Source organism: Fusobacterium perfoetens, from assembly GCF_021531475.1.
In the GTDB taxonomy this organism is placed as follows: domain Bacteria; phylum Fusobacteriota; class Fusobacteriia; order Fusobacteriales; family Fusobacteriaceae; genus Fusobacterium_B.
In genome coordinates this window covers 17,819-40,063 of the sequence record NZ_JADYTX010000005.1, presented here as the reverse complement: position 1 = coordinate 40,063, position 22,245 = coordinate 17,819, and the positions used below count along the sequence as shown (strand labels likewise).

Genomic DNA, 22,245 nt, shown 5'->3' with positions numbered 1-22,245 from the left:
TCCTCCTAATTTTAAAATATTTCTAAATTTTTCAAATTAATACCATAATCTTTTAACTTTTTTAAAATCTCATCGAAGGACCTTTTATCTAATCCCTCGATAAGAAATAAATCATTTACATTTGCTTTCTTTAACTTTTCTAATGTTGTATATCCAGCTTTCTTTAAACAAGAATATGATTTTGGAGAAAGGTTTAAATCTTTTATTTTCATCTTTGTTTCTCCTATGCTATTTCTTCAGTATATAACTCTTCAATATAACCTATAATTGTTCTTATAGGTTTTTCTATTCTTGTAAGAGAACTTTTTATCATAGTTCTCAATTTCTTATCTTCAGTTTCAAAGCCTTTATTTAAAGAATAGATAACATCAATATGTTCTCTAGCATATTTTATTCTTAGAAGAACCATATTAATAAAAGCAATTTCTCTATCTATTTCATCTTCCTCTCTTTGATATTCCCATAACTCCACATTAGAAATATAATTTTCTACTTCTCTTGAAAGAACAGGAATACTTTCTTCTTTTACTCTACCAACATAATACTTGAGTATTGTTTTTAAAGATGTCGTTAACCAACGAAGTCCATCACTAGCTTTATGATAAATCTCTTGATTAAAAATGGGTTCATATCCTAATATTTTTTCAATATCTCTGTAAGTTGATTGAAACTCTTCTCTATTTTCCACTACTTGTTCTAAATATTTTTTTTAATCCATTTTCAAGATTAAAATACAGACAGCACATATCGTAAAGCAAATAAAGATTTACATAGTATTTGTATTTTTCTTCTACTTTTAAAAGAAGATAAGTTTTATCAATTGTTTGTTTAGCTCTTTCTGTAATAAAATTTAATTTTTTAGTAGGAAGATTTTTAACTTTATCAGCTAATCTCTCATTTCCTAACCAGGACATATAGAATTCATCATCTACTGTATTTTTAACTTTTTTATAGTTTCTTAAATTTCCAGCTTTTCTCATAATCACTCCTTACATTTTTATCATTACTACTCTTTTAATTTTTCTTATTTTATTATCTTCGTTAAAATTATCTATAATTTGTTTTGCAGTATCAAAAGTATCTACTACTCTTATAACCTTTCTATTCATTCTATCTAGGATCCCATATCTATAATTCATAAGTACCTCCTAAAAATATTAATATAAAAAATCCCCAGTAAATAATACTGAGGATTTAATAATTTAATCTTTTTTTTCTATATTAGGAATTGAAATATCTACTGTTGGTATTTTTATATCTTCTATTTTGGGAATTTCAATTTCTACCTCTGGAATTTCAACTTTTATTAGAGGTATCTTTATTTTTTCCATATTATAAGATATCTAATTGAGTTATATTCTCAGCTTTTAATTTATAAGGCTCTAACCAATATAGAAGATAAGGCATAATAGATAAATAATCTTTACTCTTCAATTCTAATAAATCGTTAATACCGAATCTTGAGAAAACATCTTTTTTTATCTCTTTTTTCAATTTTAACTTAAAACTTCTATCAGAGATATTTAAAGTTTTCATTCTTCTAGTAGCAGTTTCATTTATTTGGTCTTTTACAAGTTCAAGTTGTACCCAAGACATAGGCACTTGCTCAAGTTCATTTTCTAACTTTTTAATTTTTGAAAGTAATTCTTTGTTAAGGGAAAATTCTTGTTGATAGATTATTTTTTCCATTTCATCAAACTTATTAATGTAGGCAACATTTAATTCAAAAGCTCTTTCTACTGCACTAGAGTAACCACCGACTAATTGAGCAATTCCTTTTTTAGTTATTAGATAATTTCTGTAAGTTCTGTTTCTGTTATCCTTATAATTACTTGGGATATAGAAATCTGCAGAAAGTTTTGCAGATTGAAATTTCTTAACATAATCATCAATTTTAGATACTAAACTTCTATGTTGTACCCCTAATTCTTCAGCTACTCTATTGCTAGTTGTTACTAATACTCCATTAATTTCATCAACCTTAACATTTATCATTTCCATTATTTGTTTCCTCCTAGTTTCCAAGCTATTTTCATAGCATCTGCCCAAGAAGAAGTAACAATTTTTTCATCAAGACCTTTGATTTTAATAGAATACTTACCATTTTTTAAATTATGAATTACCATAATTCTACCTCCTAAAAATATTTGAATTTTTGGAGTGAATATAGTACAATATACTTGCGAGGGTGTATTGTACTACACTTGCTCCTGTGTGTTCTCGGACATATGGGAGCTTTTTTTATTTCTTTTTTTTTATAATGATTTCTTGGGTATCTTCATTCACAATTACTTCTACTTCTCTTTCTTCTTGATTAACATTTATTTTATCAAGAAAAGATTTTGGTAGGTTTAATTTTGGAGAAATACTTCCTGAACCACTTTTAAAAAAAGAAACTTTTAAAATTCTTTTTTCCATTTTGCTCTCCTCTGTCGTTCTGTTATAATCTTAACACAAGACAGAACGATTGTCAATATATTTTTTATTGTACTCTATCCACTCCAAAATATATTTTTAGGATTTCCTCAGTATTATTTAATTTCCAATGTCCATTTCAGTTATTTAAAATTTACACAACTTATTATTTAATTTTGATAAATATTTCCCACTTTCTTTAGCTGGAATGGGTAGAACTCATATAGGTCGTGTAGTACAGCATTTTCATCATTCTGTAATAAGAATTTTCCTTCCTCATATGTAACTGTGTATAAAGGTCTTTCTGAATCGATTCTTACTAAATCACCCTCGTAAATATACTGCTCTCTTTCATCTTTACACAAAGAACACATACTTATTAAATATCTATCTACGCATTCTCCAGGAGTTAAATAAGTCCAATCAGATGTTCCTTGATAAAACTCTATTAAATCTCCATCTTTATCTAATACTATATTGTCTGCGAATTTTCTTTTTACTTTATCCCAAACTCTATATTTCATTGTTTCCCCTTTCGTTCTTATAATTGCTTAAATCTTGTTCTTCAATAAAGTCGATTCTGTGTATTTTTATATCTTTGATTTTGTTTTGTTCTTCTATTATCCATTTCATAATGCATAAATCAACTACAACAGAATCATTATCAAGCTCTAAAAATTGACTATCCTCTATTTCTTTTCCAGCTTTCTTTGCTTTATAAAAAACATTTAAAATCATTAATCTACCTCTATTCCAGGAATATTTTCATAAGTATTTCCAATAATTTCACATTGAGCTATTTCATTTACTAAGCGAATAGCATCATCTTTAAACCCTATCCAAAAGGCACATAAATCAAAGAATACTTTTCCTATTTTATCGTCATACTCTTCTAATCCAGGAGATAAAGAATAAAGTTTTACTAAATCCCCTTCATAGATTTCTTTTCCGTTTTTATCTTTTATTCCTGTGTATTGTCCAATCGATTTTTCGTCTATTGTTGTACACACTTTTATATCATTTGACATCCACCAATCTGAAAATCCGTCAAATGCTATCAAGTGCTTTGTATGTTCCTTATAGAATTTATCAGCTTCTTCTTCAGAAGAAAACATACAAGGTGTTACTGTGAGATGTTTAATATAATTTCCGTAAATCCAGCTCTTACTGTCTAGGTCATATCCTCTAAATTTTATCTCTCTCATTACTTTAACTCTCCTATAGTTTTTTCATAAGATCTCTTTATAATTTCTAATCTTCTTTTTAAAGCCTCTTTTAATTTTTCTTTATCTTTTCTAAAGATATACCATTCTTTTGAATAAAGAGATTGTCTTTCAACTAAAAATCCTGTAGGGATTCTCATTTTAAAAGAATTTTCTTTAGCATAAATCATTTTTTGAGTTTCTTTTTCTATATCATATTCATAAATTTTATCTTCCCATATCCCAAATCCATTTAATTTTACAAAATATAGTTTATTCATTATTTCTCCTTTTTACTTTGTTCTATATATTTAATTAATTCTCTTTTCCTCTTCCATTTTTTTAAAATCAAACAGATTGGAAGAGGAAATTTATTAGAAAAGTATCTTACTTTATTTTTCATATGCACAGAAGTTAATGTCATATTGATTTCCACTTAGGTTTTGTGTAGTGCTTCGGTCTTTTCTTTTTATTCCAAGCTCTCATTATTTCTCCTCCACCCAATCGGCTATATCCCTTATATCTCTAGAAGAATAATCACCACAGTTATTGCATTCATAAGTTATTGATTTTGAGTATTGCGGCTTCGTATCAATAAATTCTTCAATTTCTACATTGCCTTTTTTATTAAGCTTTCCTTGTCTTCTGATTTCCTCTGTAACTTCTATTATAAAATCTGTACTTCCGCATTCTTTACACTGCCACATTTTTACCCCTCTTTAAATATTGTATTTCTTTGTTGAGTCTCCATCTTTTTCTGTCATAGTTGTAGTGATTGTAAATTCTGATTCTATTCCCATTTCTTCTTGAACATCTTATATATATATTCCTAAGAAAAATTGATAATTTTTTAGTGAGCCAATCAATAAATCTGTCATCCTAAGTCTTTCAGCGTATATTTTTTCCTTTTTAGCTTTATCAACTAATTCCATAGCTAACTTACCTAATGAGTTTATTCTATTTTCTATAAATTCCATTTCAATTCTTAATGATGTTAATTCTTCTAATTGTTTTTCTGTTAAAGTTATTTTTTTCATATCAATCTCCTTGCTATTTTTCTTATTCCTGGAAGAATTCCTTTCTCCATTTTTTCACTTGACGGTCAACCTTTCTGACCAATCTCTCCTCTGTTTTATCGAGGAATGTTTTTTCTTGCTTGTAACTAACAAAAGGATTTTGTACTGTACAACTTAGTTCTTTTTTATTAACTTGGTTTATTTTAAGCTCTAGTTCATATACTCCGAAAATATATTTTTTTATCATTGCTACTCCTTTAGATCCAGGAGAGGACTAAGCCTCTCCAGTTATTGCTATTTCTTTTAATTCTTTATATTGCTTCATTGATAGTCTTCCTAAATCAGATATTCCATATTTTTCTCTTGAAATTTTTGTAATATCTAATTTATTTCCATCAGCTATAGATATTAAAGTTTTTATATCTTCGTTACTTGGTTTTTCTTCTATAACTTCAGGTTCTCCAATAACAACATTTTCATCTCCTGTATTATCTGAGAAGTTTCCAACTAAAGTTCCATCTTCTTCTACCTTATCTATTGTCATTCCATCAACTTGAAGAGCTTTTTGAACTTCCACTGATAATGCCCCAAACTTAGAAAGATTTAGTTTAAGAACTGTTTTAAGAGCCATTGCTTCAAAGTTCTTTGACCAGTTTGACATTGTATAGCCTTTTCTTAAGTCATACTGATATGCTTGGCTATATTTTTTAGCGTGATTCTCAATTTGACCAGTAGTCATAAATAAAGTATTTCTGAATCCATTGTTAAATTCTATGTAAGAAGCATAACCTATAGTTTTAGTATCTAATCTCTTGTCTAAATCTTTTATGAAATCAAGCTCTAGCTCTCCTGTAAGTAGGTTGTATCCTTTAAGTTCTCCTTCTTTAACTTCCACTGCATTTATGAATTTATATTCTCCACTTCTAAGAGCCAATTGGATATATCCTTTATATCCAAGTTGGAATTGTGCAAGGTTTCCTTTGTCCTTATCTTTGTATGGTACGATATATGAGAAACCTAAGTTTTTTTCAATTGGAAGATTTAGAACTGCTGAAGCTATAGCTGCATTTATTACTGATTGAGGGTCACAGCTTTGTAACTGTGGTGTTCCCTCAACCACTTGAACTATCGCCATCATAAAGTGTCCAGCTCTATCTTTTAGTAAAGATTTGATTTGTCTTTTTACAACTTCTGTTGCTAATACACTCTTAAGAGCTGGAACTCCTGTTGTAATTGTTTCTTTTGCTATTAAATTATTCTTTGCTGTTGCCATTAATTTTTCCTCCTATGCTATTTTTATTTTTTGATTTTCTTTAAGTTCTTTTAATGCAAATCTTTTTGCTCCTCTAGCGTCTATCTTCCAAGTTGCTAGATAGCTTCCATTGATTACTAAGTTTTCAGTTTCAAGGTCTAACATTTTATTTTGTATTACACAAATTAATGTTTTCATATCTTTTTCAATCTCTTTAGTTTCTTTTGAGATTTCCCTTTTAGTTTGTTCAAGATCTAAATAATATTGTAGGTCCTTTTCATTAATATCCATTCCAGGAATATTTTCATATTTATTTCCAAATCCCTGAAACTCTTGTTTTAGATATTCGCATTCAGCCTCACAACCATTGAGCTCAGGCTCAATGTTGTTATCTAGGCAATATTGAAATTGTCTTGTGATTTCGTAGGCTTGAGAAATTAACTTGTCATTTCTTTCGATTTCGTATAATCTAGTAAATCTGTTATCTACAAAACCAATAAGGAATCCTTTTTCTTTCCCAAGAACTGCTAGTTGCTGTTGCACCTGAGCATAATATTTATTCGGAACTTCTTCTCGTTCCCATTCGTAAGCTGTATAACTATTTCCAGTTTTTAGCTCTACTGGATACCATTCACCTTCTATTTTTACCCAGCTATCAGGGGTACAACTCCATAGAGGGTATTTTTTGTTCGCTACTACCTGATTTCCTTTTCTAGTAGCTTGTACTTTTATTCCAAATTCTTTTTCAAATAATACTGGAAGATGAGCAATTATAAAGTCCTCAGCAAAGTGTCCAAACTCCATTGCTACTTGTGAAGTAAAAGAAATTTCTCTTTTATATCTTCCTTTTCTTTCTTCATACATCAAGAACGGACTTGTATATTTGTCTGGTCTATCTAGTAACCTGTTTCTATATGCGTTATCGCAAATTAATACTGCTGTATCTGTTGCTCCTATTCTTCTATGTTCTAGCCATTCTCCATCGCCTGAACATTCTCCAGCAAATAATACTTCGCTATTATGAAGAGTGTTCTCTTCAATAAATTTTTCTAATTCAACTTTTTTTAATTTCCAAAATCCTCTAAGTCCCATTGACTTAGCCTTTTGTTGTAACTCTTTTAATGTCATAAGACTTCACCTCGCTTAAGTTTTTGATATGACCCTCAATTTTGAGGGCTGTATTAAAAACTTAATTTAGTCTTTCCATATTTTTGCTCTGAAATATCCACTCTCTCTATCTATTTGTATTTCTCCACCAAAACAATCTAATCCATCACAGAGAATTGATATTTGACTAGCTGTTAAGTTTCTATATTTCTCTTTTAAAGTTCCAGAGTGAATATCACTTAAACTTCCTCTTTCAAAATATTTATTCTGAAAAAATTCCTCTAAAGGAGTTTTTTTAGTTTCCATATAAAATTGAACATCCTCTTCCTCAGGATACATCGCTAAACAAGGTACACCTAATTTTTCCATTTTTTCCTCCTCAGTTTATATAAATAACTTGAAAATTTTTAAAAAGTTTTCACCAAAATATTTTTCTATGAATTCATACAATTTTTTATTTTCTTTTTCATCGTTTCCATTTTCTAAATCTGCTGTAATCCAATAGCAGACAGTAGCAAAAATTACAATTCCAACTAAAACTCCCATTCTCCATACTATAATTTCTTCCATAGTTTTACTCCTTTAACAATTTATAAAAATTAATCCTAGTATCATTATTATCAAAGCCACACAAGATATTTTTATCTCCAAAGTTATTTGTTTTGAAAAATCTTTTTCAAAATCCTCATCACTCATTTTTTTCATTCTTCCTCCTCTTCCTCTATCAAATCAGGCACTTTAATTTTCAACTTAGGAACCTCTACTTCTATTTGAGGAACCTCAATTTCCATTTCAGTAATTTTTATTTCTTCCATTTTTCCTCCCTTGACAGTTCAAGGGAAAACTTGTATAATTCTGTTGTGAGATGTTAAGTTTCCCAAGAACTTTTCATCTTTGGAGTAGTGTTGCGAGCACTGCTCCTTTTTTATTTATAAAATTTCTAATCCACTATCTAGGGTGTAAGAAATTTTTATTTCTAAAATACTTTCAATGTATTTCTTGGTAGTTCTAAAACCTCTTCCGAACTGCTTACCTTTGACATATTGCTTTAGGTAATAACCACCACTTAGTTTTATAATTTCCCATTCCTTAAAATCGTTATATCTATCTTTTATTCTGATACTTTCCATAAACTAGTCCTCCACTTTTAATTTAATGATGTCCAGTCTTTGTCCCAATCTCCATTGGATACCAACTATCATTTTGTAATCTATTTCATCTCCGAAAGTGCATTTTTCTATAATCTCGCTATATCTTACAAAGCCTCTTTCTTCTATCTGCTTTCTAAAATAAGCAACTGTATTTTTTATATATTTTTCTCTTTGTTCCATATTCATTATCATTGTCACTCCTCTTATTTTTTGCGTAAACGCAATTTATAATTTAAAAAAATATATAACTTTATGACTGATATATCTTATTTTCTAAAAAAATTATAGCATATTATTTGCGAAAAAGCAATAGTTTTTTTTGCGATTTCACAAAATAAATATTATAATATATTATAAAGGAGGAGCTTATGGATAAAAACAAAATGATAGGAAAAATGTTAAAAGAAAAAAGAAAAGAAAATGGATATAGCTTAGAAGATATAAGTTATATTTTGAAAAATAGATATAAAGTTGAATTGGATAATAGTAATATTTCAAGATATGAATCAGGTACAGTAAAAAATATGAATCCTATTTATCTAAAAGCTCTTTGTAAAGCAAATGCTATAGATTACATAAAAGTTTTTGAAGAGCTTGGATTTATAGATGAGTTTCCTAAAGAGAAATCTAACTTAATTATGTCGGATGAGGAATTAATTCTTATTCCAGTAATGGCAAAAGCAAGTGCTGGAAATGGATATATTAATTTTAGCAACGAACCTCTTTATAATAAACTTATAAGAAAAAATGGTTTTAATGAAAAATGTTATCTAATTGAGGTTGTTGGAGATAGTATGGAACCTCTTATTCAAGATGGATCTTATGTTGTCATAGATCCTTACCAAACTGACTATATAGAAAATAAAATTTATGTAGTTAAGTATGATGAAGAGATGTATATAAAAAGAGTTATTGTTGATATTGAATCAAATCTAATGATTTTAAAAAGTGTAAATCCTGAGTATAAAGATATATATATTTCTGCTGAGAAAGGAGATATGGTTCAAATACTTGGTAGAGCTGTAAAATATATATTTGAGGGAAATTTGTAGGAGAAGGAAATATGTGGTTAAGAAATGGTATTTTAAGCGACAAACAGTTTATGAAACACTTGGGGATAGATATTTTTATATACCCTTTTAATGAAAATAATTTAAAAGGTTCAAGCTATAACTTGACAGCAAGTAGAGTAGCGTACTATCAAGATGAAAATAAAAATTTGATATCTGCATTAGTTTCTAAGGATAAAATTATAATTCCACCACAAAAATTAGTTTTTATTCAAACAGAAGAATCAATTTATACTACTAGAAGAATATGTGGAACTTATCATACAAAAGTTAAATGGGTTAGTGCTGGACTATCTTCTATCAGTACAACTTTAGATCCTTGCTATTTTGGAACTTCTCTTATTGCTGTTCGTAATTTTTCTGATAAAAATATAGAGCTAGATGTGGGAGAAACTTTTTGTACTTTAATTTTTCATAAAATTTCTAGTGGACATAAAGATTTTCACGATAATGTACCTTTTAGAAAAGATGTTTCTTCTGGTAAAATCTATAATTTTGATAATGTTTATGAAATAGAAAAATTAAAAAATGAAAATGAACTTGAGGAACTATCTGATATAAAAAATGGTATTGTCGGTAGAGAAAAAGAATTAAAAGATAAAATAAGAAAACAAAAAATAGATTTAAAAATATTAGAATATAAAAATTATTTAGAAGAATGGTTTGAGCAAGATTTTAGAAGAAATAGGCAAAGTTTAATAGAAATAGTAAAAAAAGAAGTAAAAATGAGAAACAGAGAAAAATTAGATAGAAATATTTCTTTTATGTTAATAATAATTTATGGTATAATAGCAGTATATCTTTTTTATAGATTTGCAAATATTATTAATTCCCAGAGAAAAGTAAACTATGATGTGGCGACTTTGATTGCCGCATTTATTGGAGGGTGTACTTTTCTTCATGATAAATTTGTAAGATTTATTAGAGAATTTTGGGAGTTTTTTAAATATATAAGATATAAAGCAATAGATTTTTAAAAATAAAAGGAGTGGTTTTAATGGAATTAAAAATTTTAAAATTAAACGAAGATGCCATTATTCCTAATTATGCTCACAAAGATGATTCAGGAATGGATTTATATTCAGTAACAGAAGTTTTAATTAAAAGTGGAGAACATAAATTAGTAAAAACTGGAATTTCAATAGAACTGCCAGAAAATACAGAGGCACAAATTAGACCTAGAAGTGGATTAGCTTTAAAAAATGGAATAACAGTTTTAAATACTCCTGGAACAATAGATGAGGGATATAGAGGAGAAATTGGAATTATTCTTATAAATCATTCTAAAGAAGATTTTAATGTAACTAAGGGAATGAAAATAGCTCAAATGGTTATTATGCCAGTATTGAAACCAAGTATAAAAGTTGTAGATACTCTTTCTGAAACAGAGAGAGGAAATGGTGGATTTGGTTCTACTGGAGTGTAGTTATGAGAGAAATATTATTAAATAAAACTTATAAACATTTTAAAGGGAAATTGTATAAAGTTCTTTACATAGCAACTCATACAGAAACAAAAGAAAAACTTGTAATCTACCAAGCTCTTTATGGAGATTTTGGAATTTTTGCAAGACCTTATGAAATGTTTGCCTCAGAAGTTGATAGAATCAAATACCCAGAAGTTACACAAAAGTATAGATTTGAATTAGTTGAATCATAATATAAATAAAAAAAGAGAGCTTAAACTCTCTTTTTTTATTTATTATTTTGATAAAAGTTACATAATTCAAGAATAGCTCTTGAAGTTGTTTTATATTTTCCTTTGAGTTCTTCCAAAGTATTATTTATTAGCTCATATTCCTCTGGAGTATATTTATATCCTAATATTTTTTCAGATTTATTAATACCAAAAGGTCTACCAACCTTTTTTTTAGTTTCCATTTTAGACCTCCCTTGACTTTTTTGTGAAAATAGAGTATAATCTAGTTAAGAAAATAAGAACTGAGACATTAAAGAAGATAGACATTCCTAGAGAGTGTCTATTTTCTTTTTATCCATTTGTTATATACTTTTACTGCAATTTCAATAGCAATACAACCTACTGCCAAATATAATAAAATATTACTAAAATTCATTTTTTCCTCCTTAGGTTTGTCTCATTCCCCATAGGGGAGGGGGCTTATTTCCCCCTATGGTTTTTACTATACCATTTGTAAAATTTTCTAATCTCTCTAAAGATGATTATCAAATTTACAAGGTCTTGTAAGAACTGAGACATTTTATCACCCCCTTACGAAAATATTATATCATATCTACAAATTAAAGTCAAGACTTTTAATGAAGAAATGATATTTTTATTGCATTTTCGCAAAGAAACTGTTATAATAAAAAAGGAGGAAGAAGATGGAAATTAAAATTAAGACTTATAGAGATTTAAAAGCATTTGCTTGTTTAAAAGGAATAAAACTAGAAAAAGAACTCCCAAATATGTTGGGATACAAAAGCCGTTGGGGATTAAGAATGGCAATGGAAAATCCAAATACAAGAGAAAAAATTTTAAAAAAGATTAAAGAAATATTTTAATCTCAATTTTTTTGCTTTTTTAATTGCGAATATGCAAAAATAAATCTCACATCTCGAAGAAGTGAAAATGATATTAGTTTATTAGGATATAGACCTTGTCGTACTTCTCAATGCTGTAGCCAATGATAAGCTTTATAAAAATATAGCCTACTTAAAGGAGCTGAAATGGAAAAAATTGTTAAAAAAGTAGAAATTGTACAAGTAGTAAAAATCGAATATAAAATTATTGATGAAAAATCTCCAATGTCTGAAAGAGAAATAACTGAGTTTCAGACATTGGAGGGGGAAGTAATAGGAAGAATAGATCCTTTAGAAAAATATAGAGTATTTTTCGAGCCATATAAATATGAAAAATAGGCGAGTTATTTTTTAGGGATACTGTCAGCATCTAAATATATTAATTCATAATTAATGTAAGAGTATAGAGCTTTTATAAAATTTTTCATATCTTTATAATCTCTATCTTGGTGTTTTTTTATGTAATGAGTTTCATCATTACCCAACCAATAAGTTTTAGTCGCTAAAGTTCTTATACGAGTATCATCTATTTCATTGATAGCTTTTTGTAAGCTCATATCAGAAATTTTATCAGTATCAGAATTTTTAATTTTTATTAAAAAATCTTTTATTAAAAATTCTATTGATTTTCTAAAACCAAGACCAATCAAATCTGTAAGACCATATGATTCTGCAGTTAAAGCTTGACAGTAAATACTATAAAATTTAGGAAAAAGAATTTTTATTTTTTCAGGAACGTCTTCATCAATTACTGTATTTGATTTATAACCTATAGGAGTAGTTGTAGTTCCTACATTATAATAAGTTTCTACAAAATGTTCATTACAAATTGGACATAAAAAAATTACAGTAAAAAATTTAGAAGAATTTTTACAAGTAATTTCTGAATTTCCAATAACACTAGGGAGTATTCCCTTATGACAATGTGGACAAAGATTTGGTAAATCTATATCCAAAAAATAAGAATTTCTAGAAAAATCATCCAAAAAATGAATTTCTTTTTTAGACATAATAACCTCCAAATTGTTTTTATTTATATTATAACCTTTTGGAGAAAAGAAATCAAATATGATATAGACCTCATTGCACCTGGACCATAATGAGGTCGACTTATGGAAGTATAGCCTAGTAGGTAGGGCAACAGTTTGCTAAACTGTCGAGTTAATAGCTCTCGTGGGTTCGAATCCCTCTACTTCCGCCAATATGGGAAAGGCAAGTAGCTCTGTTGTGCCAGAACAGAATTAGTGCAAGTCTAATCTTTCCTAGATTTTTGAAGTTTTTTTCCGATCAAGGTTTTGGGAGTTCCTTACAAAAACTCCTATCAGATGAGAACGTGTCTGAGGTAGCAATGGTGGTGGGATTCTTAATTGAAACCACTATATCATAAGCAAGTTCGATTCTTGCCGTTCTCTAAAAAATTATAAAGGAGAAAAGAATGGGGACAAAAGAATTTTTAAAATGGTGTGAAAGAGAGATTGTCAATTATTATAACTCAAGAGTAGATAAGACAGACAATAAACAACTTACAAAAGAAGATGTTTATGTAGTTTGGTCTTGTAAAACACTTCAAAACCACAAAGCATTATTAAGTACAACTGTTAGTGACGGGATGTATTACGAATGTACTTACAACGGAGATAAAGAAGAAATGTACCTCGATGCATATAAAAAATGGGAAAACATTCTTATTAAAAAATAATATTAAGGCTTGGGAGTGCCTAAAACTCCCAACTGTCAACCGTTAGTTGACAGTTCAGCATATTACCGACGCCAGCAAAATGGTTAGGTGTGGTTAGCTAATGGTTATGTAAGGGAACGATTAAAGAACGATTATTTTTTTATAACTTATTATATTTATTTTTATTAAGTTATATCTTTAAATTTTAAAGGAACGATTAAGGAATGATAATGATAAGACAAATTTTATTTGAATTGTTTATTATTTTTATATGTGCAGTTTTGGCTTATATCTTAGTTAAAATCTCCGATTAAAATTAAAAAGAGAGAACTGCAATTCTCTCCTTTTGATAAGTGGTATTAAATCCCCTGATTTAAGTTGTTGTGTAAAAATTTGAAAAGAGTTAACTATTTGTCAACCCAAAATTTAAAAGCTTTTTTGCCGTAGTCTTTAGCAAAATAAGTTATTCCATTTTTAGTGTAACTAGCTCTAAAAATGTAATGACCTTTTTTAGAATTTTTATTCATATACACCCCCTTTCTTCAGGGGATATTAATACTAAAGTACATTATACCATTTTTTATAAAGAAAAAATACTTTTATATTTTAGTTGTGTGTATCAAGATTATTTTCCACAAGTCGATAATCTTGGTGCATACAAATAAACTATAAAACAAACAGGGACTTGTGGAAAAGCTCCTGTATGAGGAGGAAAAATGAGTAGTAGTGTAAAAGATGGAAATTATCTGGTAATTCAAAGTTTTATGATTAAAGAACTTGGATTAAAGGGCAACGAGCTTTTGATATACGCAATTATATATGGATTTTCTCAGGCTGAGGGAACTACTTTTAATGGAAGTCTTCAGTATCTCGCTGATTGGACTAATTCTAGTAGACAAACTGTAATCAGCATCTTAAAGACTTTAAAGGAAAAAGGTCTCATTGAAAGAGTAGGAGAAGATGTTGTAAAAAAAACTTATATCTATAGAGCAAAAAAAGAGATAGTCAAAAAAATTGACCAGTCAAAAAATTTGACTAGTGATAGTCAAAAAACTTTACTAGAGGGGTCAAAAAATTTGACTAGTGATAGTCAAAAAACTTTACCCAATAATATAGATATAATAAATAATAATATAAATAATACTACTACTAGCGAATCGGAAAATTTATCTCAAGAAACAACTGCAAAAGATAATTCAAGTGAAGAAAGTAGTAGTAGTTTTTCTTCTGAAAAAGATTTAGTAAAAGATATTCTATATCAGCATGGGCTAGATAAGCCTACAGTTGACAATATCCTAAAATTAGAAAAAGTAACTCTTGCAAGAGCTAAGATAGTTCTAAACTACGCTACAGCACAAAAATGGAATGCTGGAGCTATTTATTTAGCATTCAAGGAGAATTGGAACTGTGACAATTTTTCTTCAAGTAAAATGACTGTAGAGACTGCTCTTACAGAGACAGAAGCTCGTAAAAAAATAAAAGAGAGAGCTAATTACTGGTTAGATTACTACGAAATGACAGGTAATTATCAGTATTGTAAATTAAGTTTTTCTAATGATTTGAAGAAATACACTGGATTTGAGAATATATGCCAGGAGTATTTACAAAAATTTGAGAACTTTTGCAAAAATAACTAAGAGAAGGAGAAATATTATGGACAATTACTGCAATAATGAAAAGTGTAATGGAAGATACAACTGCCCAATATTCAAGTATTTGGATAGTAAACTTACTCACGATTTTTTTATAGACAACAGGAATCCTAATACTTGTGGATATTATAAAAAGAGAGTTGGGAACGGTGAGAAATAATGAGAGGAGCAAAAAGAGATTTCTTAAGACCAACGATTCAATTTATAAAAGAAGAATATCAGTATGAAGAGGGATTAGGACCTTTGGATTCAAATGAGCAATGTAAAAATGCCCTAATAAAATTATATAGGGTAATCCTGGAGCAAAAAGAAAGTCAGGAAAAAGAGGAACTTTATACTCAAAAACAAGAGCTCACTCATAAAGTTCATAGCTTGGAGATGGAACTTGACAAATATAAACGTAAAAAAGAAAAATACTCTAAGGAGTTTGAAGACTTGAAAAAAACTCACTCAGATTCCTTAAAAAATATTATTCTCCTTACAAATAAAATCGAAGAGATGAAAAACACAATCATCACTCAAAAAGATGATATTATCTCTCTGCAAAAAGATAATCTTGAATTAAAAGATAAACTTTCAAACTCAAAAGAAGAAATTGAAAAATTAGATAATCTTATAAAAGATTTAAAAGAGGATAACCAAAGATTAGAAAATCTTTCTGATGATCTTATAAAATCAAAAGAGAAATTAGAACTTGAAAATCAAGAATTAGAAAGTAAACTTGAAAACAAAAAGAATTTATTTGAAAAAATGTTAGAAAAAATTTTTAGTTAAAAAAGGGTATTAGAATGAAAGAAAATTTTGAATTTTTTTTAATAATATTGATAGGTATTTTAATTATACTATTTTTCAAGGTATTAGCATTATTTATAAGAATAACACTTATTAAAATATTTTTAAATTTATAAATTTTAAGGAGGGCAACTGTGAAAATAAATATTAAGACTTGTGAATTTTGTAGATATTGCACAAATGTGGCTTTTGATGACGCAGGAATAAATTATTGGTGTAGAAATATAAATATTCCTTTGTTAAAGAGAGAAAAAACTGTTTGTGATAAATACCAGCAAGTAAAAAAATTTAATGGTGGTAATAGTTATAATTTTAGAGAGGTAGAAGAAGATGAGTAGTAATATAATAGATTTCATAATACTAACCTTCATAGGATTAGCAGTAGCAATATTAGGAATTATTGGAGAACATATGGCTGATAATTTTAGAAAAAAGATAAATAAAAAGGAGAAGTAATGGAACTGAAAAAACCAGAAAGTTATGAGGAACTGCTAGAACTACAGAAAATATTAAATAAACATATTCCTTTTTTAAAAACAACTCTTGATGTGATATTAGCTCTTGATGATGAGTTCCAAGAATGGTTAAAGGAGTTACCTCAGGAATACAACTTCAAAAACTGGAAGAAAAAAGAATACAGTAGAGAAAAAGAACTTGAGGAACTGGCAGATATTTTATTTTTTATACTACAATTAGCAAATCGCCTACAAGGTCTAAATTTGTTTTATAGGAGTGCCTTTAAGCTTTGGGACAACATAAAAGAAAAGATAGATTTTAGCAACGAAGAATTAAGAGGTAGTTTAATTAAGAATATGAAGTACTCTTTATACGGAACTGATGATAGAGATATTTCAAGTATTATGTATGACTACGTTATAATCTGTCATTCAAGAAAATTCACTAAAAAGGAAATAATGGATAAATATTGGGAGAAATGGCAAAAAGATATGAAAAGACCAAGTGAAGATTGGAACTTAAAGGAGAGATAAAAATAATGGGAAAACATTTTGATGAACTAGTAAAAGAGAAAAATGAACTCGTAGAGAAAGTGAAAAAACTTCAAACTTTTCTAAATGACAATCTATAGTTCCTCAAGGAATGAGAAGAATAGACAACATTCAATTTACTTTAATAGCAAGTCAATTAGAAACGATGAGAGAATACTTAAGTATTTTGAATAAAAGAATTAAATATGACAGGGAGAAGAAAGAAAAATGATATTCATTAAAGGGAATGTTCCTAGCTCTAAAAATAGCAAACAAATTTTTAAAAATCAGAAAACAGGAAAAATGTTTATTACTTCCTCTAAGACTGTAAAAGCTTATTTAAGCAATTTTGAATATCAATATGATATATTTGCCAAAGAATTTAAAGAACAGCTTAAATCAAAGGCTAAGCCCTATAAAATTGGATTTTATTTCGTGAGGGACAGTAGAAGAAAGTTCGATTATATAAATATCAATCAAATAGTCCAGGACCTTATGGTGCAACATGGATGGATTGACGATGATAATTGTGAGGAATTAATACCAGTATTCCTTGGGTATGAGGTTGACAGAAATAATCCAGGAGTAAGAATAGAAGTTTTATAGCGATGAGGGAATAAAATCCCTCTTTTAATTTATGGGAGGTACAGTGAACTTTAAAGATTTTTTAAACAACAAATGCGAATCAGTATTCTCTCATAGAGATGAAAGCGAACTGATGGAAGCTAAGAAAAAAATAAAAAATTATTTTATGAAAAATATTCTTGATTTTTGTTTAACACCTAAAGAAAAGCAAATTTACTTAATGAAAAATAGAGAAAAATTGAACCATAAAGAAATATCAAAACTTTTAGGGATAACTAAAAAAACTAGCCGTAATATTTTATATAAGGCAAATAAAAAAATTAATAGAATTTCAAGACAATTCCAGGAGGGAGAATAAATGAAAAGTCCAAAGCTTACTGATGAGGAGAAAATAAAAATAATTTACAATTCTCTTGATGATGAAGAGAGAATACATTTCAAAGGAACAAAAGATAAAATAAGATTTAATAGATATTTAGCATATTTAAATTTCTTAGAAAGTTTAGGATATATAAAAGTGTATATTAGAGATGATTTTACTTACAATAAAAGAACTATCATTGTAAGAAGAGTAGTAAAAAGAAAATAATTCACTTAAAATGTTATAATAAAAAGTTTTAGAACTACTGAAAATCGGTAGTTTTTTTATTTTTTATAAAAAAAATCATTGATTTTATATACCTTATGTGGTATAATAATTATGTAAAGAGGAGGTGAAAGGAAAAAATAAAAACAAAAGGGGGTGCAAAAGTGAAGAAAAAAAAGAGGAATATAAAAAAAGCCTTAGAGATAACTTTAATACTTGTTCAGCTGTTGGTCGCAGTGCTAGAACTTATAAAGATATTCTACTAAGACTTACAAGGGGGAGTAAAATCCCCCAACCTCTTAATATAATTATATCACAAAAAAGATGAAAAGAAAAGATATTATAATTTTAATGAATACTATATTAATCGCTATCAATATGGTGGCTAAATCACAAATAATAAGTTTAGTAGTTTTAATAAGCTCGCTATATTTATTATATGGAATATTCAAGGGGGAATAGCTATGGCACTAACAGAGGCACAAAAAAGAGCTAAAGAAAAATATAACGAAAAGAACAGAGAAAAAACAAGATATTATTCATATAAAGCAACAGCAAAGAGTTTTATAAGAAATAACGCAACATTGGAAGATTTAAAAGAACTTGAAATTTTAATAAAAGAAATAAAAGAAGAAAAATTTGAAAATTAATATTTTGATAGGAATAAAAAAGTCATTATATTTTAAAAATTTATTGAAAAAAATAGTGGTTGTCAGCTAAAAATTGACAGCCACTTTTTTTATTTTTTGGCCACTTTTTTAAAAAAAATAAAAAAATTTTTTTATTAGTAAATATAAGGAGTTATAAAAAAAAGTGTCCCACAAAAAGAGGGACATTTTTGTATTAGTGAGAGGATAAATAAAAAAATGGAGGTGTAGGAAGTGAAAGAAGTAAAAGAATTAAAAGCAACTCTTGAGGACTTAGACAAGTTAATTCCATATGAAAATAATGCCAAAGAGCATCCTCAATGGCAAATAGAGCAAATTATGAGAAGTATTCAAGAATTTGGATTTTTAGATCCTATTGGAATAAATAAAGAGATGCATATTATAGAAGGACATGGAAGATATTTAGCTTGTAAAGAACTTGGAATAAAGAAAGTTCCTTGTTTGGTCCTGGATGGAATGACTGAAGAACAAGAGAGAGCATATATAATAGCTCATAATAAATTGTCTCTAAATACAGGATTTGATATAGAGAAATTAAGATATGAATTAAATGCTCTTAAAGTTCAAGGAATAGATTTATGCATTACAGGATTTGAAAATATAGAATTAGAAAATATTTTATCAGAAGAAACAGAAAAAGAGCTGTTAGAAATAGAGGATAGTTTTGATGATGAAGAAGAGAGAGGATCTGAAGGACTGGTTTGTCCTCACTGTGGGCATAAAGCTAAAAAGAAAGAATTTTTAGAGTGTGATATAGATGGCTAAGAGATATCAAGATAAATATTATACACCTACTTCAGTAGTGAAAGCAGTTCTTAAAGTAATTGAAAAAGATATAATGCCACTTGAAAAATTTACAAGAATTATAGAACCAAGTGCTGGAAATGGAGCTTTTTTGAAACTATTACCTAAAGGAAGTATAGGATATGATATTGCACCTGAATATGATGGAATTATAGAGGGTGATTATCTTAAACAGAATATTCCTTATATAAAAAATAGTATAGTTATAGGAAATCCACCTTTTGGAAGAAGTGGAGGACTAGCTAAAGATTTTATAAAGAAAAGTATGGAACATTCAGATTGGGTAGCTTTTATTATTCCTGGAGATAACTATAACAGAAAAAGTTCTATAAAAGGAATTAAATTATATAAAAGCTATATGTTGCCAGAGGTTAAATATAGTGGAGTATCTCTAAAATGTTGTTTTAATATCTATTGTAGAGGGGAAGAAATCCTAAAAAAAATAAAAGATGTAGAAATAACAGAATTTTCAAGAACTAAAGATACTACTGAATTAGAAGAAGAGAACTATTTAAAAAAAGAGTGTGATTACAGACTTATAACTTTTGGAACTGTAAGACTTATAGAAAAATATGAAAAGACAAGAGTTCAGGAGCTAAAGATAACTTTTAAAAATAAAAAGAATTTCAAACCTGTTATAGAGAATTATTTGAAGAAAAAATCAGAAACTAGTGTTTCAGCAACAGGAGTATCAAAGCAAGATATTATAGATTTGATTTATGATACTTATCCTGAGTTAAGAGCAAATTAAGGAGATGGTGATATGAGTAATCCTACTAGAGCTCCAACCAGGGAAGAGGTTAGAAAATATTATGAACAGAACAAGGTATCTTTAAGTGAATGTGCTAATCATTTTAGAATTTCTGAAAATACAGTAAAAAGTTGGAAGAAGAGGGACAAAGCTAAGGGCGACGACTGGGTGCACCTAGTAGATTTTTCAGGTGCACCCACAGGTGCAAGTGCAAAAAGCAAAAAACAACTAATAAATAAAGCAAAATCAATAGTTATTAGTGGTGGAACAATTAAAGAAGCAAGTGACCAAACAGGACTATCTGAAACTTCTTTAAAAAATTACTCAGCAAAAGGAAGATGGCTTGACCAGCAGGAAGAGTTTCTTAAATTTATATATGGGAGACTTCAAGAAGAAGAGGGAGAAAAACATATACAGAGAAGAAAAGAAACTATTGAATATCTGAATTATATTCAAAAAAAAGCAATGTCAAAATTAACCAAAGGTGACTTAGGCAAGGACTATGCAACAATATTAAATACTGTTGTGAATATAGTGCAAAAGACTATAGAGGGACAAGCTCAACTTTTAGGTATTCCTGAAATGAGAATGAATATTAAAAAAGACGAGGAACCAAAAGAGTTAAATACAAAAGACAGAACTGTAACAATAAAGGTGGTTAAAAATGGAAGAAACAACAATTGAATTTAGTGAGCATTTTGCAAATATCTTCCAAGAAAACGATTTTGATATTCTTCTTATGATTGGAGGATATGGATCAGGAAAAAGCTTTACTGGATTTTTAAAAGTTGCATTACTTGGAGCACTACAGAAAAGAAGAATGTTGATAGTTAGAAAAGTATATTCAACTTTAAAAGATAGCTGTTTCGAGGACCTAAAAGATGCCATTTATACTCTAGATATGTCAGAGGAGTGGAAATACATCAAATCTCCTTATGAGTTTGAAAATAAAGTAAGTGGAACGCAGATTATTTTTAAAGGTATGGATGATTGGAGAAAATTAAAATCCATTAAAAATATAGACCTTATTCTTATAGAAGAAGCTGATGAATTAACACTCGATGATATAAAAGAACTTAAAAAAAGATTGAGGACTAATAATATCAGAAGTCAGATGATATTTATGTGCAATCCTGTATCTCGGCTATCATCTATTTATAAAATGTTCTTTACAGAAGAGGGATATAACATAGATGAAAATTTATTATATAAGAAAAAGCAGATAAAGTTTATAGATGAAATTAAATTAGAAGATGAAACAGTATTGCAACAAACGATAATTGTTCATCATTCAACTTATAAAGACAATCCATTTCTTCCAGCAAATTTTGTGTATGAACTAGAATCAGAAAAGGATCCTCGGATTAGAAGAATAGCAAGAGATGGAAAGTTTGGAGCTGATGGAGACTTAGTTCTATATAATGCAGTATTTGAAGAAGATGTATATGAAAGATATGTAAAGGATAAAATTGACAACAGAAACAAATACAAGGGTATTGACTGGGGATTTTCTATATCATACACTTGTGGACTTAAAATGGCTGTCAATCCTATATTGAATGAACTATATGTCTATTGGGAATATTACGAAAAAGGAAAAACTACGCAAGAACTTATTCAAGGACTTCAACCATTGAAAGAGGATAACAGAACTACTATTTATGCAGATAGTGCCTCATCTCAAACAATAGCTGATTTTTATGACGCTGGATTTAATATTGACGGAGCTACAAAAGGAAAGGGATCTGTTGAATATCACGAACAATTATTAAGAAGTTTTTCAAGGATAGTAATTGATATTAATAGATGTCCTAATACAAAGGCTGTAGCAGAAGAGTGCGTTTTCCAAAAGGATAAGAATGGAGAAATACAATCAGGAAAATATAATCTTGACCCACATCCACTTGATGCAATGAGTTATGGATTAGAAGAATATGAGTATATTCCTCTCAAAGAGAGAATTAGAAAGAAAAAATATGTTGGAGTATAG

The 22,245-nt window shown here is 28.4% G+C and carries 46 protein-coding genes and 1 tRNA gene; 23 read left to right on the top strand and 24 right to left on the bottom strand.

Annotation, left to right across the window (positions count from 1 at the left end; translation table 11 throughout):
• Window positions 1–11 precede the first annotated feature (11 nt).
• The 22 genes from I6E15_RS02200 to I6E15_RS02110 all read right to left on the bottom strand — a co-directional run bounded on the left by I6E15_RS02200 (window position 12) and on the right by I6E15_RS02110 (window position 8,335).
• Window positions 12–212 (bottom strand): DNA-directed RNA polymerase subunit alpha C-terminal domain-containing protein, encoded by a 201-nt coding sequence (locus I6E15_RS02200; protein WP_235243865.1) that lies wholly within the window; start codon window positions 210–212, stop codon window positions 12–14.
• Between the two features lie 11 nt (window positions 213–223).
• Window positions 224–688, bottom strand: coding sequence for a hypothetical protein (locus I6E15_RS02195; protein WP_235243863.1), 465 nt, complete (start codon window positions 686–688; stop codon window positions 224–226).
• A complete protein-coding gene (locus I6E15_RS02190; protein WP_235243861.1) occupies window positions 678–980 on the bottom strand; it encodes a hypothetical protein in 303 nt (100 codons plus the stop codon). The genes I6E15_RS02195 and I6E15_RS02190 overlap by 11 nt, the downstream gene beginning before the upstream one ends.
• 9 nt (window positions 981–989) lie before the next feature.
• On the bottom strand, window positions 990–1,139 hold the full coding sequence (locus I6E15_RS02185; protein ID WP_235243859.1) for a hypothetical protein: 150 nt from the start codon (window positions 1,137–1,139) through the stop codon (window positions 990–992).
• Window positions 1,140–1,202: 63 nt separating this feature from the next.
• A complete protein-coding gene (locus I6E15_RS10170) occupies window positions 1,203–1,331 on the bottom strand; it encodes a hypothetical protein (protein ID WP_268827907.1) in 129 nt (42 codons plus the stop codon).
• Window position 1,332: 1 nt separating this feature from the next.
• Complete coding sequence (locus tag I6E15_RS02180) at window positions 1,333–2,001, bottom strand: Rha family transcriptional regulator (RefSeq protein WP_235243857.1); 669 nt, start codon at window positions 1,999–2,001, stop codon at window positions 1,333–1,335.
• Window positions 2,001–2,126 (bottom strand): hypothetical protein, encoded by a 126-nt coding sequence (locus I6E15_RS10165; protein WP_268827906.1) that lies wholly within the window; start codon window positions 2,124–2,126, stop codon window positions 2,001–2,003. Before I6E15_RS10165 ends, I6E15_RS02180 begins: the two co-directional genes overlap by 1 nt.
• A gap of 115 nt (window positions 2,127–2,241) precedes the next feature.
• Complete coding sequence (locus I6E15_RS02175) at window positions 2,242–2,418, bottom strand: AbrB/MazE/SpoVT family DNA-binding domain-containing protein (RefSeq protein ID WP_235243855.1); 177 nt, start codon at window positions 2,416–2,418, stop codon at window positions 2,242–2,244.
• 167 nt (window positions 2,419–2,585) lie between these two features.
• Entirely contained in the window at window positions 2,586–2,939 is a 354-nt protein-coding gene (locus I6E15_RS02170) for a YopX family protein (RefSeq protein ID WP_235243854.1), read from the bottom strand.
• Window positions 2,929–3,153, bottom strand: a complete 225-nt coding sequence (locus tag I6E15_RS02165; RefSeq protein ID WP_177160792.1) for a hypothetical protein — start codon at window positions 3,151–3,153, stop codon at window positions 2,929–2,931. The genes I6E15_RS02170 and I6E15_RS02165 overlap by 11 nt, the downstream gene beginning before the upstream one ends.
• A complete protein-coding gene (locus I6E15_RS02160) occupies window positions 3,153–3,620 on the bottom strand; it encodes a YopX family protein (protein ID WP_235243852.1) in 468 nt (155 codons plus the stop codon). Before I6E15_RS02160 ends, I6E15_RS02165 begins: the two co-directional genes overlap by 1 nt.
• The gene (locus I6E15_RS02155; protein WP_235243850.1) at window positions 3,620–3,898 is read right to left on the bottom strand and encodes a hypothetical protein; all 279 of its coding nucleotides are present in this window, start codon (window positions 3,896–3,898) and stop codon (window positions 3,620–3,622) included. The genes I6E15_RS02160 and I6E15_RS02155 overlap by 1 nt, the downstream gene beginning before the upstream one ends.
• A gap of 204 nt (window positions 3,899–4,102) precedes the next feature.
• A complete protein-coding gene (locus I6E15_RS02150) occupies window positions 4,103–4,324 on the bottom strand; it encodes a hypothetical protein (protein ID WP_235243848.1) in 222 nt (73 codons plus the stop codon).
• A gap of 108 nt (window positions 4,325–4,432) precedes the next feature.
• Window positions 4,433–4,654 carry a hypothetical protein gene (locus I6E15_RS02145; protein ID WP_235243846.1) on the bottom strand — a complete coding sequence of 74 codons (222 nt, stop codon included), beginning with the start codon at window positions 4,652–4,654 and terminating at the stop codon, window positions 4,433–4,435.
• 22 nt (window positions 4,655–4,676) lie between these two features.
• Window positions 4,677–4,880 (bottom strand): hypothetical protein, encoded by a 204-nt coding sequence (locus tag I6E15_RS02140; RefSeq protein WP_235243844.1) that lies wholly within the window; start codon window positions 4,878–4,880, stop codon window positions 4,677–4,679.
• A 27-nt stretch (window positions 4,881–4,907) separates the two neighbouring features.
• The gene (locus I6E15_RS02135; RefSeq protein ID WP_235243842.1) at window positions 4,908–5,906 is read right to left on the bottom strand and encodes a recombinase RecT; all 999 of its coding nucleotides are present in this window, start codon (window positions 5,904–5,906) and stop codon (window positions 4,908–4,910) included.
• A gap of 12 nt (window positions 5,907–5,918) precedes the next feature.
• A complete protein-coding gene (locus tag I6E15_RS02130; protein ID WP_235243840.1) occupies window positions 5,919–7,013 on the bottom strand; it encodes a YqaJ viral recombinase family protein in 1,095 nt (364 codons plus the stop codon).
• A gap of 66 nt (window positions 7,014–7,079) precedes the next feature.
• On the bottom strand, window positions 7,080–7,361 hold the full coding sequence (locus I6E15_RS02125; RefSeq protein WP_235243839.1) for a hypothetical protein: 282 nt from the start codon (window positions 7,359–7,361) through the stop codon (window positions 7,080–7,082).
• 15 nt (window positions 7,362–7,376) lie between these two features.
• A complete protein-coding gene (locus I6E15_RS02120) occupies window positions 7,377–7,562 on the bottom strand; it encodes a hypothetical protein (RefSeq protein ID WP_235243837.1) in 186 nt (61 codons plus the stop codon).
• Window positions 7,563–7,574: 12 nt separating this feature from the next.
• Window positions 7,575–7,697, bottom strand: coding sequence for a hypothetical protein (locus I6E15_RS10160; RefSeq protein WP_268827905.1), 123 nt, complete (start codon window positions 7,695–7,697; stop codon window positions 7,575–7,577).
• Between the two features lie 224 nt (window positions 7,698–7,921).
• Entirely contained in the window at window positions 7,922–8,122 is a 201-nt protein-coding gene (locus I6E15_RS02115) for a hypothetical protein (RefSeq protein WP_235243835.1), read from the bottom strand.
• A gap of 3 nt (window positions 8,123–8,125) precedes the next feature.
• Entirely contained in the window at window positions 8,126–8,335 is a 210-nt protein-coding gene (locus tag I6E15_RS02110; protein ID WP_235243832.1) for a hypothetical protein, read from the bottom strand.
• A gap of 176 nt (window positions 8,336–8,511) precedes the next feature.
• Between I6E15_RS02110 and I6E15_RS02105 the strand changes: the two genes are divergently transcribed.
• From I6E15_RS02105 to I6E15_RS02090, 4 genes are read left to right on the top strand one after another with little or no spacing between them, the layout of a single operon-like run.
• The gene (locus tag I6E15_RS02105; protein WP_235243830.1) at window positions 8,512–9,195 is read left to right on the top strand and encodes an XRE family transcriptional regulator; all 684 of its coding nucleotides are present in this window, start codon (window positions 8,512–8,514) and stop codon (window positions 9,193–9,195) included.
• A gap of 11 nt (window positions 9,196–9,206) precedes the next feature.
• Window positions 9,207–10,190 carry a dCTP deaminase domain-containing protein gene (locus tag I6E15_RS02100; protein ID WP_235243828.1) on the top strand — a complete coding sequence of 328 codons (984 nt, stop codon included), beginning with the start codon at window positions 9,207–9,209 and terminating at the stop codon, window positions 10,188–10,190.
• A 20-nt stretch (window positions 10,191–10,210) separates the two neighbouring features.
• The gene (gene dut, locus I6E15_RS02095; RefSeq protein ID WP_235243826.1) at window positions 10,211–10,639 is read left to right on the top strand and encodes a dUTP diphosphatase; all 429 of its coding nucleotides are present in this window, start codon (window positions 10,211–10,213) and stop codon (window positions 10,637–10,639) included.
• A gap of 2 nt (window positions 10,640–10,641) precedes the next feature.
• On the top strand, window positions 10,642–10,872 hold the full coding sequence (locus tag I6E15_RS02090) for a DUF1653 domain-containing protein (RefSeq protein WP_235243824.1): 231 nt from the start codon (window positions 10,642–10,644) through the stop codon (window positions 10,870–10,872).
• 35 nt (window positions 10,873–10,907) lie between these two features.
• Here the strand turns inward: I6E15_RS02090 and I6E15_RS02085 are convergent, their stop codons facing one another.
• Complete coding sequence (locus tag I6E15_RS02085) at window positions 10,908–11,093, bottom strand: hypothetical protein (RefSeq protein ID WP_235243822.1); 186 nt, start codon at window positions 11,091–11,093, stop codon at window positions 10,908–10,910.
• A 462-nt stretch (window positions 11,094–11,555) separates the two neighbouring features.
• On the opposite strand from I6E15_RS02085, the gene I6E15_RS02080 reads away from it, so the two are divergent.
• Both I6E15_RS02080 and I6E15_RS02075 read left to right on the top strand, forming a co-directional pair.
• A complete protein-coding gene (locus tag I6E15_RS02080) occupies window positions 11,556–11,735 on the top strand; it encodes a hypothetical protein (RefSeq protein ID WP_235243815.1) in 180 nt (59 codons plus the stop codon).
• A gap of 165 nt (window positions 11,736–11,900) precedes the next feature.
• Entirely contained in the window at window positions 11,901–12,092 is a 192-nt protein-coding gene (locus I6E15_RS02075; RefSeq protein ID WP_235243813.1) for a hypothetical protein, read from the top strand.
• A gap of 5 nt (window positions 12,093–12,097) precedes the next feature.
• On the opposite strand, the gene I6E15_RS02070 is transcribed toward I6E15_RS02075, so the two are convergent.
• Window positions 12,098–12,763: a hypothetical protein gene (locus tag I6E15_RS02070; RefSeq protein WP_235243811.1), complete on the bottom strand. Its 666-nt coding sequence runs from the start codon at window positions 12,761–12,763 to the stop codon at window positions 12,098–12,100.
• 104 nt (window positions 12,764–12,867) lie between these two features.
• On the opposite strand from I6E15_RS02070, the gene I6E15_RS02065 reads away from it, so the two are divergent.
• The 17 genes from I6E15_RS02065 to I6E15_RS01995 all read left to right on the top strand — a co-directional run bounded on the left by I6E15_RS02065 (window position 12,868) and on the right by I6E15_RS01995 (window position 22,245).
• Window positions 12,868–12,954: transfer RNA gene (locus tag I6E15_RS02065), tRNA-Ser, on the top strand.
• Window positions 12,955–13,188: 234 nt separating this feature from the next.
• Window positions 13,189–13,452 carry a DUF6275 family protein gene (locus I6E15_RS02060; protein ID WP_235243808.1) on the top strand — a complete coding sequence of 88 codons (264 nt, stop codon included), beginning with the start codon at window positions 13,189–13,191 and terminating at the stop codon, window positions 13,450–13,452.
• A 695-nt stretch (window positions 13,453–14,147) separates the two neighbouring features.
• Complete coding sequence (locus I6E15_RS02055; RefSeq protein WP_235243806.1) at window positions 14,148–15,068, top strand: helix-turn-helix domain-containing protein; 921 nt, start codon at window positions 14,148–14,150, stop codon at window positions 15,066–15,068.
• Between the two features lie 16 nt (window positions 15,069–15,084).
• Window positions 15,085–15,243, top strand: coding sequence for a hypothetical protein (locus tag I6E15_RS02050; RefSeq protein WP_235243803.1), 159 nt, complete (start codon window positions 15,085–15,087; stop codon window positions 15,241–15,243).
• Window positions 15,243–15,857, top strand: a complete 615-nt coding sequence (locus I6E15_RS02045; RefSeq protein WP_235243798.1) for a coiled-coil domain-containing protein — start codon at window positions 15,243–15,245, stop codon at window positions 15,855–15,857. The genes I6E15_RS02050 and I6E15_RS02045 overlap by 1 nt, the downstream gene beginning before the upstream one ends.
• A gap of 152 nt (window positions 15,858–16,009) precedes the next feature.
• The gene (locus I6E15_RS02040) at window positions 16,010–16,213 is read left to right on the top strand and encodes a hypothetical protein (protein WP_235243795.1); all 204 of its coding nucleotides are present in this window, start codon (window positions 16,010–16,012) and stop codon (window positions 16,211–16,213) included.
• Window positions 16,206–16,331 (top strand): hypothetical protein, encoded by a 126-nt coding sequence (locus I6E15_RS10155; protein WP_268827904.1) that lies wholly within the window; start codon window positions 16,206–16,208, stop codon window positions 16,329–16,331. The genes I6E15_RS02040 and I6E15_RS10155 overlap by 8 nt, the downstream gene beginning before the upstream one ends.
• Complete coding sequence (locus I6E15_RS02035; RefSeq protein ID WP_235243793.1) at window positions 16,331–16,864, top strand: dUTP diphosphatase; 534 nt, start codon at window positions 16,331–16,333, stop codon at window positions 16,862–16,864. The genes I6E15_RS10155 and I6E15_RS02035 overlap by 1 nt, the downstream gene beginning before the upstream one ends.
• A gap of 109 nt (window positions 16,865–16,973) precedes the next feature.
• Window positions 16,974–17,093: a crAss001_48 related protein gene (locus I6E15_RS10300; protein WP_419180944.1), complete on the top strand. Its 120-nt coding sequence runs from the start codon at window positions 16,974–16,976 to the stop codon at window positions 17,091–17,093.
• Window positions 17,090–17,467, top strand: coding sequence for a hypothetical protein (locus I6E15_RS02030; RefSeq protein WP_235243791.1), 378 nt, complete (start codon window positions 17,090–17,092; stop codon window positions 17,465–17,467). The genes I6E15_RS10300 and I6E15_RS02030 overlap by 4 nt, the downstream gene beginning before the upstream one ends.
• Before the next feature lie 43 nt (window positions 17,468–17,510).
• The gene (locus tag I6E15_RS02025) at window positions 17,511–17,804 is read left to right on the top strand and encodes a sigma factor-like helix-turn-helix DNA-binding protein (protein WP_235243788.1); all 294 of its coding nucleotides are present in this window, start codon (window positions 17,511–17,513) and stop codon (window positions 17,802–17,804) included.
• On the top strand, window positions 17,805–18,035 hold the full coding sequence (locus tag I6E15_RS02020) for a hypothetical protein (protein WP_235243785.1): 231 nt from the start codon (window positions 17,805–17,807) through the stop codon (window positions 18,033–18,035).
• 461 nt (window positions 18,036–18,496) lie between these two features.
• Window positions 18,497–18,682, top strand: coding sequence for a hypothetical protein (locus I6E15_RS02015; RefSeq protein ID WP_235243783.1), 186 nt, complete (start codon window positions 18,497–18,499; stop codon window positions 18,680–18,682).
• 231 nt (window positions 18,683–18,913) lie between these two features.
• On the top strand, window positions 18,914–19,465 hold the full coding sequence (locus tag I6E15_RS02010; protein WP_235243781.1) for a ParB/Srx family N-terminal domain-containing protein: 552 nt from the start codon (window positions 18,914–18,916) through the stop codon (window positions 19,463–19,465).
• Window positions 19,458–20,255 carry a hypothetical protein gene (locus I6E15_RS02005; protein WP_235243779.1) on the top strand — a complete coding sequence of 266 codons (798 nt, stop codon included), beginning with the start codon at window positions 19,458–19,460 and terminating at the stop codon, window positions 20,253–20,255. Before I6E15_RS02010 ends, I6E15_RS02005 begins: the two co-directional genes overlap by 8 nt.
• 12 nt (window positions 20,256–20,267) lie before the next feature.
• On the top strand, window positions 20,268–20,939 hold the full coding sequence (locus tag I6E15_RS02000) for a DUF1804 family protein (protein ID WP_235243777.1): 672 nt from the start codon (window positions 20,268–20,270) through the stop codon (window positions 20,937–20,939).
• The gene (locus I6E15_RS01995) at window positions 20,920–22,245 is read left to right on the top strand and encodes a PBSX family phage terminase large subunit (RefSeq protein ID WP_235243775.1); all 1,326 of its coding nucleotides are present in this window, start codon (window positions 20,920–20,922) and stop codon (window positions 22,243–22,245) included. The genes I6E15_RS02000 and I6E15_RS01995 overlap by 20 nt, the downstream gene beginning before the upstream one ends.